Here is an 11,538-nt window from a genome sequence, read left to right as displayed (position 1 = left end):
GATGCGGCGGCGCGCCCCGGCGTTCGATCTACGGTGGTCCCATGCCTCTGGATTACGACCGCTACACCATGGAGATCATCACCCAGACCGACCACCTCCGCACCGCCATCGAGAACGCAGATCTGACCACCCCGGTCCCCACCTGCCCGGAGTGGAATCTCGGCCAGCTCGCCCGCCATGTCGGCGGCGGCCAGTGCTGGGCGGCCGCCGCCGTGCAGCGCCGGGTGCAGGAGCCGCTGCCGGAGGACGAGTTCCAGTTCCGGGAGCTGTCGGCATTCGTCGACGAGAAGTCCGCCGATATCGATCCGTGGCTGGGCGAGACGTCGGCTCGGCTGTCCGGCGCGCTGGCCGCGGCGGGCGAGGGGCTGCCGCTGTGGACTCCGGTGCCGGGCGTGCGGTCCAGCGATTTCTATGCGCGTCGGTTCACTCATGAGGCACTCGTGCATCGCGCCGACGCCACCCTCGCGATCGGCGCGGAGTTCGCGGTGGAGCCGGATCTCGCGGCCGACGCCATCGACGAATGGTTGGAGCTGTGCTCGTTGCCCGATCTGCTCGAGCAACGCCCGCGAGTCCGTGAACTGTTCGGCCCGGGCCGCACCCTGCACCTGCACGCCACCGATGTGCCGGAGGAGCTGGAAGCCGAATGGGTGATCGACCTGACCGGTGCGGGCATCACCTGGCGGCGGGCGCACGAGCGCTGCGCGGTGGCGGTGCGGGGGCCGCTGACCGAACTGCTGCTCGTCATCTACCGGCGTCGCACGCCGGAATCGGCCGCGATCGAGGTCCTCGGTGACGGTGAGCTGTTCACCGGCTGGCTCGACCGCGTCGCCTTCGGGTGAGGGGACCGCGAGCCAACGCGCTACCCTGGACCGACATGGACCCCAACCTGTTGTCGGTGTACACCGGTCTGGCCGTGGGATTGGTCGTGGATACTCTCTACGGCATCGTCAGTGGACTGTCCTCCGTCCTACCCCGCTGAGCGTGTCCGTGCCCACCGAACTGCTCGATGATCTCGGTGCGCCGGTTCCGCTGCGGCGGCCGGTGCGGCGCGTGGTGTCGCTGGTCCCCTCCTTGACCGAGGCGATCGCGGTCACCTGCCCGGATCTGCTGGTGGGCGCTACCGATTGGTGTACGCATCCGTCCGATCTGCCGGTCGAGCGCGTCCGGGGCACCAAGAACCCGAACGTGCGTCGAATCGGCGTGATCGCACCGGATGTGGTGGTGTGCAATCAGGAGGAGAACCGGCGCATCGACGTCGAGCGTTTGCGGGATATGGGAATCGCGGTGTGGGTGACCAGGATTCGGACGCTGGAGGAGGCATTCTCGTCCCTGGAACGGCTTTTCGGACTGCTGCTCGACGCCGGAAATCCGGAATGGCTGGTGCGCGCACGCGCGCAATGGTCGCCGCCGCCACCGGAAACGCTGCGCGACGCGGTGATTCCGGTGTGGCGTGATCCCTGGATGGTCGTCGGGCGCGACACCTTCACCGGCGATCTCGCCCGGCGGCTGGGGCTGCGACTCGTGCACGCGGATCGGCCGGAGCGCTATCCCACCCTATCGGAGCGCGAGCTCACCGCCGGTGTCGAACTCGCCGTACTTCCCGACGAGCCGTACGTGTTCACCGAAATCGATGGGCCGGAGGCATTTCCGGGTATCCCGGTGGCCCTGGTGGAGGGGCGCGCCCTCACCTGGTACGGCCCCTCGCTCGCCACCGCGCGGCAGCGGCTCGACGAGCGGTTGGCGCAGGCGTTTCGGGTCTGATCAGGCGCCGATGGCACGGGCCAGATGCGGCCAGGAGTCGTGCAGGTCCGTCTGGAACTGGCCCCAGGTGTGGGATCCGGCGGAGCGATCGACGTGGATCGGTGTCATTCCCTGCCGTGACAGGTGCGCGGCGAACGCCGCGGTGCACGAACTGGCGATGGCCTCGACGACGGGGGAGGGCAGGCCGTTGCGGTCGATGACACCGGGCACGCCGGACGCGGCCGACAGGTAGACCGTCTTACCGCGCAATCGCTCCGCGTGCAGATACGGATCATGGGCACGCCACACCTCGCCGCCGGGCACACCCCACATATTCGCCGGATTGCCGCCCCCGCGCAGCACCACCGCACCGGCCATCGCCACCCCGGCGGCGTCGGAGGTCCACGGGCAACCGCTGTAGGAGGCGACCGCGCTGTACCGGTCACCGGCCTGGATGGCCAGGTCGATCGCCGAGCCCGCGCTCATGGACACCCCGGCGATGGCATTGCGGCCACTCGTCGCGAACCGGGCGTCGACCGCGGCCGGCAACTCGCTGGTGAGATACGTCTGCCACTTGTTGCGCCCCGTGATGGGGTCGTCGGCGATCCAATCGGTGTACAGGGTGAACGCGCCCCCGATCGGCATCACCACATTCACGTTCTTGTCGGCGAAGAATTCCCTGACATCGGTGTCGTCCCACCAGGAGATCCCGTCCTGACCGCCACCCGCGCCGGTGAGCAGGTACAGCGTCGGAGCACCGGCGTGCGCGGCGGAAATCACCCGATTGGAGACGACGCGGTCCATGGCGGGGGAGTACACGTCCAGCACCGTGGTCTCGGCCAGCTCCGGAGCCGCCGCGGCGGGCCGGACGGCGACCACGGTCGCGGCGACCGCACACACCAGCAGCAACCAGATTCTCGAAGCGCTCACTCTTCCGTTGTACCAACCGCCGCAATGGAATTCCCAGGGTTCATGGTGCCTGCGGTCGCGGTGCTTCGCGCCGTGTCGGAGGGGTTGCGGGCGACGGCGGCGCGGAGGACCGCAACTGCCGTGTGCTGCGGTTCGGGACCCCGGTTATGAATGGGCTTGCATCGTCATGCATAATCATTTGCAGGACGACGGAGCGGGCCGCGGCGCAGGGAGCCGGAGGCGAACGCGGCCGGTCGGCACAGACTCATACGCACTAATCGAGGAGCACACGGACTATGACCAAGCGCGTCGTACTCGCCTACTCGGGCGGGCTGGACACCTCCGTTGCCATCAGCTGGATCGGCAAGGAGACCGGTGCCGAGGTGATCGCGGTCGCGATCGACCTGGGCCAGGGCGGCGAGGACATGAACGACGTGCGCCAGCGCGCCCTCGACTGCGGCGCCGTCGAATCCATCGTGGTCGACGCGCGCGACGAGTTCGCCACCGAGTACTGCCTGCCGACCATCCAGGCCAACGCCCTCTACATGGGCCGCTACCCGCTGGTCTCGGCCATCTCGCGGCCGCTCATCGTCAAGCACCTGGTCGAGGCCGCCGAGTACCACGGCGCGGACACCGTCTCGCACGGCTGCACCGGCAAGGGCAACGACCAGGTGCGCTTCGAGGTCGGCATCGGTGCACTCGCTCCCGATCTGAAGGTCATCGCCCCGGTCCGCGACTACGCCTGGACGCGTGAGAAGGCCATCGAGTTCGCGGGTGAGAACAACCTGCCGATCAACGTGTCCAAGAAGTCGCCGTTCTCCATCGACCAGAACCTGTGGGGCCGCGCCGTCGAGACCGGCTTCCTCGAGGATCTGTGGAACGCCCCCACCAAGGACGTCTACGACTACACCGTCGACCCGACCGTCAACTTCGAGGCCCCCGACGAACTCATCGTCACCTTCGACAAGGGCGTGCCGGTCGCCATCGACGGCCGCCCGGTCACCATGCTCGAGGCCATCACCGAACTGAACAAGCGGGCGGGCCGCCAGGGCGTCGGTCGCCTGGACATGGTCGAGGACCGGCTCGTCGGCATCAAGAGCCGCGAGATCTACGAGGCCCCCGGCGCCATCGCCCTCATCACCGCCCACCAGGAGATGGAGGCGGTCACCATCGAACGTGAGCTGGGCCGCTACAAGCGCCAGGTCGAGCAGCGCTGGGGCGAGCTGGTCTACGACGGCCTCTGGTACTCCCCGCTCAAGCGCGCCCTCGACGCCTTCGTCGCCGAAACCCAGCAGCACGTCTCCGGTGACGTGCGCATGGTGCTGCACGGCGGCACTGTGGTCGTCAACGGCCGCCGCTCCGACGAATCCCTCTACGACTTCAACCTCGCCACCTACGACGAGGGCGACACCTTCGACCAGTCCCTGGCCAAGGGCTTCGTCCAGATCCACGGCCTGTCCTCCAAGGTCGCCGCCCGCCGCGACCTCGGCAAGAAGTAGCCTCGAACCCGGGGATCACCCCGGAAGGAGGCCGCCGTGCGGACCGACGACGACAACTGGGATATCACCGAGAGCGTGGGTGCGACGGCCCTCGGAGTCGCGGCCATGCGGGCGGCGGAGAGCCGCCGCCCGGACGCGCTGTTCCACGACCCCTACGCGGAGGTCCTGGTGACCGCCGTCGACTCGCCGGTCTGGCAGCGCATGGGCCGCGGCGACTACGAGGACTCGGTCGCCGGGGCCCTGACCCAGCTGTGGAGCTTCGTGGTGGCGCGGACGCTGTACTTCGACGAGTACTTCCGCGCCGCCGCGGACGCCGGTATCCGGCAGTTCGTGATCGTGGCGGCCGGGCTCGACGCGCGCGCCTACCGCCTCGAGTATCCCGCCGGCACCATGGTATTCGAGATCGATCAGCCGAAGGTGCTGGAGTTCAAGGCGAAGACGCTCGCCGCCTACGACGGTGAACTGACGGTGCGGCGGCGCACGGTGGCCGCCGACCTGCGGCAGGACTGGCCGAAGGCGCTGCGGGACAGCGGTTTCGACCCGGACCTGCCCACCGCCTGGCTGGCCGAGGGACTGCTGCGCTATCTGCCCGCCGACGCGCAGGACCGGCTACTCGGCGATATCGTCGCGCTGAGCGCGCCCGGGAGCCGGGTGGCGCTCAACATGTCCGGCGAACGGTCCGAACGGGCCTACGCACTGGACCGCGAACGTACCCGGTTCATGGCCGAACAGGGTGTGCACGTGGACGTGAACCAGCTGTGGTATCCCTTCGAGGGCCGCAACCACCCGGTGGACTGGTTCCGGCAGCGGGGCTGGGTCGTCACGCCCGGCGACCCGCGCGAAGTCCTCACCCGCCACGGCCGCGACGTCGATTCCGAACTCACGGCCGACGAAATGGCCAGGCACATACTCATGACAGCGATCCACCCGTGACCACGATCCGACCCGGAGGAGACAGCACACGATGACCGAGCAGCACGGCACGAACGAGGGCGCGCTCTGGGGTGGTCGGTTCGCGTCGGGGCCCGCGGCGGCCATGGCGGCACTGAGCAAGTCGACGCATTTCGACTGGGCGCTGGCCCCCTACGACGTGCGGGCGTCGAAAGCCCATGCGCGCGTGCTGCACAAGGCGGGCCTGCTGTCCGACGGCGACCTGGACGGCATGCTCGCGGGCCTGGACCGACTGGCTGCCGACGTGGCATCGGGGGCGTTCGGACCGCTGGAATCCGACGAGGACGTGCACGGCGCGCTGGAGCGCGGACTGATCGAGCGGGTCGGCGCCGAACTCGGTGGCCGACTGCGGGCCGGGCGGTCGCGCAACGACCAGGTCGCCACGCTGTTCCGGATGTGGCTGCGGGATGCGGTGCGGCGCATCGCCTTCGGCGTCCTCGAGGTGGTGGACGCGCTGGTCGCGCAGGCGGCCGCGCATCCGGACGCGGTGATGCCGGGCAAGACCCATCTGCAGGCCGCGCAACCGGTGCTGCTGGCGCATCACCTGCTGGCGCACGCGCATCCGCTGCTGCGCGATATCGAGCGGCTGCGTGACTTCGACAAGCGGGCGGCGGTGTCGCCGTACGGATCCGGGGCACTCGCCGGATCCTCGCTCGGGCTGGACCCGGAAGCCATCGCCGCCGACCTGGATTTCGACGCCGCCGCGGCCAACTCCATCGACGCCACCTCCGCCCGGGACTTCGCGGCCGAGGCCGCCTTCGTCCTCGCCATGATCGCGGTCGATCTGTCCCGGATGGCCGAAGAGGTGATCATCTGGAGCACCCCCGAATTCGGCTACATCACCCTGGCCGACGCCTGGTCCACCGGATCGTCCATCATGCCGCAGAAGAAGAATCCGGACGTCTCCGAGCTGACCCGCGGCAAGGCGGGCCGCCTCATCGGCAACCTCACCGGCCTGCTGGCCACCCTGAAGGCGCAGCCGCTGGCCTACAACCGGGACCTCCAGGAGGACAAGGAACCCGTCTTCGATTCGGTGGCGCAGCTGGAACTGCTGCTGCCCGCCATCGCGGGACTGGTGTCCACCCTGACCTTCCACACCGACCGCATGGCCGAACTGGCCCCCGCCGGATTCACCCTCGCCACCGATATCGCCGAATGGCTGGTCCGCCAGGGCGTCCCGTTCCGCGTCGCGCACGAGGCCGCCGGGGCATGCGTGCGCGCCGCCGAGGCGCGCGGCGTCGGCCTGGACGAACTCACCGACACCGAATTCGCCGCCGTCGATCCGGCCCTCACCCCCGCCGTCCGCGAGGTGCTGACCGTGCAGGGCTCCATCGCCTCCCGCAACGCCCGCGGCGGCACCGCGGGCGTGCAGGTCGCCAAACAACTCGACGAGGTGCGCGCCGCCGCCACCGCCCACCGCGACTGGCTGAGCTGACGCCCGGCCGAGCGCACCGGGCGGTGGCGACGGGCGGACTGTGCTCCGCCGTGTCACGATGGTCGGTGCGCTGCCGACGCCACCGACGCGTGTGGCGGTGGTGGACGGTGCGTGTGCGCCACGCGCTTGCGCGGCCCGGCTGGCGGCGGAGGCCGGTTCACTGGCTGGAGCGCCGTCGCGTGGGGGTGAGCACGGCGCGCAAGGGCGCCCGTGTGCCCATGCGCACACCGCACCCGGATCGTGGGAGACTGCCGCTCGGCGAGCTGTGCTCGGTTGAGACGAGCATGTCGTGTGCCTGCCTGCCACCACGTTCCGCTGGGATCAGCGGGACAGGGGAAGCCGGGGCGGGGATCGGCGCAGCCGGACTCGCCGGGTCGTGCGTGGTAGTGGTCGGGTGCGCGGCCCGGAGGTGTCGGGCCATGGGGTTTCCGCGCGAGAGGGGCCGCCCGGACGCGTCGCGTGCCGCGTAGCGGCGGGCCCGGGATGGCGGGCCGCCACGGGTTGGGCCCTGCGCATCGTCACCGATGCTGGTCGTCGCGGGCGGGATACGCTCCCGGCATGACTCTGCTGTTTCTGGCGCTGGCCATCGCCTCCGAGGTGACCGCGACGGTATCGCTGAAGTTGTCGGAGGGATTCACCAAACCGGTGCCGTCGACGCTCGTGGTCATCGGCTACGGAGCGGCGTTCTACTGTCTGTCGCAGGCGTTGAAGCGCGGGATGCCGGTCGGGGTGGCCTACGGCATCTGGGCGGCGGTGGGCGTGGTGGCGGTGGCGGTCATCGGCGCGCTGTTCCTGAACGAGAAGCTCACCCTGGTCCAGGTCGGCGGCATCGGGCTGGTGATCGCGGGCGTGCTGGCGCTGGAACTCGGTGGGGCACACTGACGGCCGAGACGCTATGGCACACAGCGGTTCCGGACACACTCCGGCGGTCATCCGGCGACGTCGGCGGCCATCAAGTCATGCCGGCGGGCACCGGACACGGTGCCGGGCGTCGGGTTGCGCCGACGGGCGTCCGGTTACGCTGGCGGACATCGGTCATGTTGCCAGGCCTCCGCTGGCGGGCGTCCGGTTACGCTGGCGGACATCGGGTCACGCTGCCGTGCTTCCCGCCCCGCCGCCGGACATGTGCTGATCCGGCAGCGTGGCGGAAGTGGTCAGTCCTGCACGCGCACCGCGTATCCCGCGTCGGCCAGTGCCTGGAGTACATCGTCTCGGTGCGCCGCGCCGCGCGTCTCGAGTGTCAGCGCCACCTCCACCTCGTCGACCGCGAGCCAGGACCCGGTACGGGAATGCACCACGTCCAGCACGCTGGCCCCGGTGCGTCCGACCGCCCCCAGCAGCGCGCCGAGGCTGCCGGGACGGTCCGAGATCGTCACCCGCAGTGCGAGATAGCGGCCCGCGGCGCTGAGGCCGTGGCCGACCACGCGGGTGAGCAGCAGCGGGTCGACATTGCCGCCGGACAGCACCGCGCAGACCGGACCCCGGAGCTCGAGTTCCTCGGGCAGACAGGTCATGAGCGCCGCCACCGCCGCGGCACCGGCCGGTTCCACCAGCAGCTTGGCCCGCTCCAGGCAGAGCAGCAGGGCGCCCGACAACGCGTCCTCGTCCACCGTGACGATGGTGGTGTCGTGTTCGGCCACATGGGCGAACGGCACCGCCCCCGGCAGGCCCACGGCGATACCGTCGGCCATGGTGGTCATGCGGTCCAGGGGCACCGGGCGGCCCACCGCGAGCGAACCCGGCCAGGCGGCGGCTTCGGCGGCCTGCACACCGATCACCCGAACCTGCGGGGCGAGATGGCGCAGCGCCACCGCGATCCCGGCCAGCAGCCCGCCGCCGCCGGTCGGCACCACCACCGTGCCCACGTCCGGCATCTGGTCCAGGATCTCCAGCGCCACCGTCGCCTGCCCGGCCACGATGTCGGGGTGGTCGAACGGGTGGATCAGGGTGGCCCCGGTCTGCCCGGCGAAATCCAGTGCGGCCGTGAGTGCTTCGTCGATGGTCGCACCGACCTGGTGCACGGTCGCCCCATAGGCCCGGGTGGCCACCAGTTTCGGCAGCGATGCGCCGATGGGCATGAAGACGGTGGAATGAATCCCGAGTGAGGTGGCCGCCCAGGCGACACCCTGGGCGTGATTGCCCGCGCTGGCGGCCACCACGCCGCGCGCCCGCTCGTCCGCCGGGAGATTCGCGATGCGGTTGTAGGCCCCGCGCGGTTTGAACGATCCGGTGCGTTGCAGATTCTCGCATTTCAGCCGCACCTCCACGCCGGTGCGCTCCGACAGCACCCGCGACGCCACCAGCGGCGTCCGGCGCACCACGGGGGCGAGGAGTTTCGCCGCGTCCTCGATACGTTCCACGCTGACCAGATCCATGGCCGCCATGCTGCCAGCCGGGTGTGGCGTGCGTCGCGCCGGGCACCGATATCCGCCCCGGCCACCACGGGTTGGCCAGATGGTAGCCATACCAAGGCCGCAGGGCGCGGAATAGAGTAATTAGTCCTTGTGACCGAACCGACAAAATATGCGCGGCACAGCGTATTAAAGGGCACACGCGCTGAATGCGCTTTCTGCTGTCCGAATTACGTACGGTATAGCCATGCAGCTTTCCCGGTTCACCGATCTCGGACTCCGGGCGATGATGCGCCTCGCGGTCAGCAGCGAAGCCGATACCCGTGTGACAGCGAAACTGGTTGCGAGACAGGTCAATGCCTCGGAGCACTATGTCGCCAAGGCCGTCTCGCGGCTCGCCGAACTCGGCTTCGTCGCCTCCCATCGCGGGCGCTCCGGCGGTATTTTCCTCACCGACGCAGGGCGCGCCGCGACAGCGGGCGCGATAGTCCGCGGTCTCGAGGGAGATGCCGAAGTCGTCGAATGCCTCGGCGAGCATCCGTGTCCATTGGCGAGTAATTGCCGTTTGCGACATGTTCTCCGGAATGCGCAGGAGGCGTTCTATCGGGAGCTCGACCATTACACGCTCGCCGACCTGGTGACCCCGCGGACCGTCGAACTGCTGCATCTGTCGGCCACTCCGGCAGTCGACCGCTAGCACGAGGAGACAGCATGACGACCGCAATGGATCCGGCCCTGGACGTCGTTCCGGAACTGGAACCCGAACACGCGGCGGTGATCCGGGCGACCCTGCCGCTGGTGGGCGCTCGGATCGACGAGATCACCCCACTCTTCTACCGCACGATGTTCACCGCCCACCCGGAGCTCATTCGCGACCGCTTCAACCGGGGCAATCAGGCGCAGGGCGCGCAGCAGCGCGCACTCGCCGCCTCCATCGCCACCTATGCCACCCATCTGGTGAATCCGGACCTGCCGCATCCGCGCGAACTGCTCTCCCGCATCGGGCACAAGCACGCCTCGCTCGGGGTCACCGCCGACGAGTACGCGATCGTGCACGAGCATCTGTTCGCCGCCATCGTCGAGGTGCTGGGCGCGGAGGCGGTGACCGCCGAGGTGGCCGCCGCCTGGGATCGCGTGTACTGGCTCATGGCCACCACCCTCATCGACTTCGAACAGGGGCTCTACCGGGCCGCCGGGGTGGCGGCGGGCGATGTCTACCGCTGGACCCGCGTGGTCGACCGCGTCGAGGATGCCTCGGGCGTGGTCACCTTCGTCGTCGAAGCCGAGGATCCGACCCGGCCGCTGCCCGATTTCCGTCCCGGGCAATATATTTCGGTCGGTGCGCTGCTTCCCGACGGTGCCCGGCAGTTGCGTCAGTACAGCCTGGTCAACGCGCCCGGCACGGGCAGGCTGGCGTTCACCGTGCGCCGGGTGGCGGCCGAGCTGGGGACACCGGAGGGGGAGGTGTCGTCGTGGCTGCACCGCCATGCCGTGGCGGGCGCCCGCCTGGAGATCACGCTGCCGTTCGGCGACCTCACCCTCGACACCGCGGCCACCACGCCGGTGGTGCTGATCTCCGCCGGGGTCGGCGTGACACCCATGGTCGGCATGCTGGAGTATCTGGCCGCCGCGAGGTCCACCCGGCGCACCGTGGTGCTGCACTGCGATCGCTCGGCCGCCACGCATCCGCTGCGCGACCGCGTCCGGGACCTCACCGCCGATCTGCGCGACGCCGACTACCGCGCCTGGTATCAGGCCGAGGGGCAGACCTTCGACCTCGCCGAGGTGGCATTGCCCGCCGACGCCGACTACTACCTCTGCGGCGGCACCGGATTCCTGCAAGCGGTGCGCGCGCAGCTGCTGGCGGCCGGAATCCCGGCCGGGCGCGTGCATTTCGAACTGTTCGCCCCCAACGACTGGCTGCTGGACGCATAGTCTGGCGATGACCGCGAGCTCGGAAACGACGATCCGACGGCGCATCCACCGCATGGTTGCCGACCTGCGTTAATGTCCGCAGCCGTGTGGAAATCCGGGATGATTCTCACGATGCTGCCGTGCGCGCTCGCCATCGCGGCCCCCGCGGCGGCGGTGCCGCCCCTGACCGGTGTGGCGGTGCTGCCCCTGACCGGTGTGGCGGTGCCGCGTGCGGCTGGTGTGGCGGTGCCGGCCGCGGTGGCGGTGCCGCCCCCGGCCGCGCCGCCGGTGGTGGGGGGCTGCGCCGAGGGCGACTTCCGCTGGACCGCCGTGCACGGCGGCATCGATATGACGCCCAAGCCGATGACCTTCACCTCGGTCGGATCGCTGCGGGACTGCGTCGGGTGGCCCGGTATCACCGGCGGCACCTTCACCGGCGTGCACGAGGCGTGGTCGGACTGCATGCATCCCGCGGACGGTCCGATCACCGTGCACATCACCTGGTCCAACGGTGCGGTGAGCACCGTGTGGGGGTGGTGGCCGGTGACCATGGCCCAGCCCAGCGTGGGTGAGCTGGAGATCGTCGCCGGTGCGGGTGCGGGCGGGCGGGTCCGGATCACGGCGGGCTACGAGATGATGACACCGGAGATGGTCATGGGCTGCCTGGGCTCCGGCGTGCGGACCGGCGTCGGCTGGGTGCGGGCCGCCATGCTCGGTTGACGCTTTTCCTGTTCGTGAC

Annotated in this window: 11 protein-coding genes; 9 read left to right on the top strand and 2 right to left on the bottom strand. The window is 69.9% G+C overall.

Features of this window, described 5'->3' with window-relative positions; translation table 11 throughout:
* Positions 1-41: 41 nt before the first annotated feature.
* Both QJS31_RS29505 and QJS31_RS29500 read left to right on the top strand, forming a co-directional pair.
* The gene (locus tag QJS31_RS29505; protein ID WP_282776565.1) at positions 42-839 is read left to right on the top strand and encodes a maleylpyruvate isomerase family mycothiol-dependent enzyme; all 798 of its coding nucleotides are present in this window, start codon (positions 42-44) and stop codon (positions 837-839) included.
* A 142-nt stretch (positions 840-981) separates the two neighbouring features.
* Positions 982-1,761 (top strand): helical backbone metal receptor, encoded by a 780-nt coding sequence (locus tag QJS31_RS29500; RefSeq protein WP_306358247.1) that lies wholly within the window; start codon positions 982-984, stop codon positions 1,759-1,761.
* On the opposite strand, the gene QJS31_RS29495 is transcribed toward QJS31_RS29500, so the two are convergent.
* Entirely contained in the window at positions 1,762-2,670 is a 909-nt protein-coding gene (locus QJS31_RS29495; protein WP_306358246.1) for an alpha/beta hydrolase family protein, read from the bottom strand. It lies immediately after the preceding gene.
* 275 nt (positions 2,671-2,945) lie between these two features.
* Here QJS31_RS29495 and QJS31_RS29490 point away from each other — a divergent pair, with 275 nt between their 5' ends.
* The 4 genes from QJS31_RS29490 to QJS31_RS29475 all read left to right on the top strand — a co-directional run bounded on the left by QJS31_RS29490 (position 2,946) and on the right by QJS31_RS29475 (position 7,416).
* Positions 2,946-4,148, top strand: a complete 1,203-nt coding sequence (locus QJS31_RS29490; protein ID WP_282776568.1) for an argininosuccinate synthase — start codon at positions 2,946-2,948, stop codon at positions 4,146-4,148.
* Between the two features lie 36 nt (positions 4,149-4,184).
* A complete protein-coding gene (locus tag QJS31_RS29485) occupies positions 4,185-5,081 on the top strand; it encodes a class I SAM-dependent methyltransferase (RefSeq protein WP_306358245.1) in 897 nt (298 codons plus the stop codon).
* Positions 5,082-5,112: 31 nt separating this feature from the next.
* Positions 5,113-6,534 carry an argininosuccinate lyase gene (gene argH / locus QJS31_RS29480; protein WP_282776572.1) on the top strand — a complete coding sequence of 474 codons (1,422 nt, stop codon included), beginning with the start codon at positions 5,113-5,115 and terminating at the stop codon, positions 6,532-6,534.
* Positions 6,535-7,092: 558 nt separating this feature from the next.
* On the top strand, positions 7,093-7,416 hold the full coding sequence (locus tag QJS31_RS29475) for a multidrug efflux SMR transporter (protein WP_282776573.1): 324 nt from the start codon (positions 7,093-7,095) through the stop codon (positions 7,414-7,416).
* A gap of 272 nt (positions 7,417-7,688) precedes the next feature.
* Here the strand turns inward: QJS31_RS29475 and ilvA are convergent, their stop codons facing one another.
* Positions 7,689-8,918 (bottom strand): threonine ammonia-lyase, encoded by a 1,230-nt coding sequence (gene ilvA / locus QJS31_RS29470; protein WP_282776574.1) that lies wholly within the window; start codon positions 8,916-8,918, stop codon positions 7,689-7,691.
* A 214-nt stretch (positions 8,919-9,132) separates the two neighbouring features.
* Here ilvA and QJS31_RS29465 point away from each other — a divergent pair, with 214 nt between their 5' ends.
* From QJS31_RS29465 to QJS31_RS29455, 3 genes are all read left to right on the top strand, one after another.
* Positions 9,133-9,582 carry an Rrf2 family transcriptional regulator gene (locus QJS31_RS29465; protein ID WP_282776576.1) on the top strand — a complete coding sequence of 150 codons (450 nt, stop codon included), beginning with the start codon at positions 9,133-9,135 and terminating at the stop codon, positions 9,580-9,582.
* A 14-nt stretch (positions 9,583-9,596) separates the two neighbouring features.
* On the top strand, positions 9,597-10,820 hold the full coding sequence (locus QJS31_RS29460) for a globin domain-containing protein (protein WP_282776577.1): 1,224 nt from the start codon (positions 9,597-9,599) through the stop codon (positions 10,818-10,820).
* 99 nt (positions 10,821-10,919) lie between these two features.
* Complete coding sequence (locus QJS31_RS29455; protein ID WP_282776579.1) at positions 10,920-11,519, top strand: hypothetical protein; 600 nt, start codon at positions 10,920-10,922, stop codon at positions 11,517-11,519.
* The last annotated feature ends 19 nt before the right edge of the window (positions 11,520-11,538 follow it).

Source organism: Nocardia sp. CC213A (genome assembly GCF_030766805.1).
Lineage (GTDB): Bacteria > Actinomycetota > Actinomycetes > Mycobacteriales > Mycobacteriaceae > Nocardia > Nocardia otitidiscaviarum.
This window is presented reverse-complemented; position numbering and strand designations above follow the sequence as displayed.

Coding starts and splice junctions, on each gene's coding strand:
- ilvA (WP_282776574.1), bottom strand. CDS start 8,918: ATGGCGGCCATGGATCTGGTCAGCGTGGAACGTATCGAGGACGCGGCG.
- QJS31_RS29455 (WP_282776579.1), top strand. CDS start 10,920: ATGATTCTCACGATGCTGCCGTGCGCGCTCGCCATCGCGGCCCCCGCG.
- QJS31_RS29460 (WP_282776577.1), top strand. CDS start 9,597: ATGACGACCGCAATGGATCCGGCCCTGGACGTCGTTCCGGAACTGGAA.
- QJS31_RS29475 (WP_282776573.1), top strand. CDS start 7,093: ATGACTCTGCTGTTTCTGGCGCTGGCCATCGCCTCCGAGGTGACCGCG.
- argH (WP_282776572.1), top strand. CDS start 5,113: ATGACCGAGCAGCACGGCACGAACGAGGGCGCGCTCTGGGGTGGTCGG.
- QJS31_RS29465 (WP_282776576.1), top strand. CDS start 9,133: ATGCAGCTTTCCCGGTTCACCGATCTCGGACTCCGGGCGATGATGCGC.
- QJS31_RS29505 (WP_282776565.1), top strand. CDS start 42: ATGCCTCTGGATTACGACCGCTACACCATGGAGATCATCACCCAGACC.
- QJS31_RS29490 (WP_282776568.1), top strand. CDS start 2,946: ATGACCAAGCGCGTCGTACTCGCCTACTCGGGCGGGCTGGACACCTCC.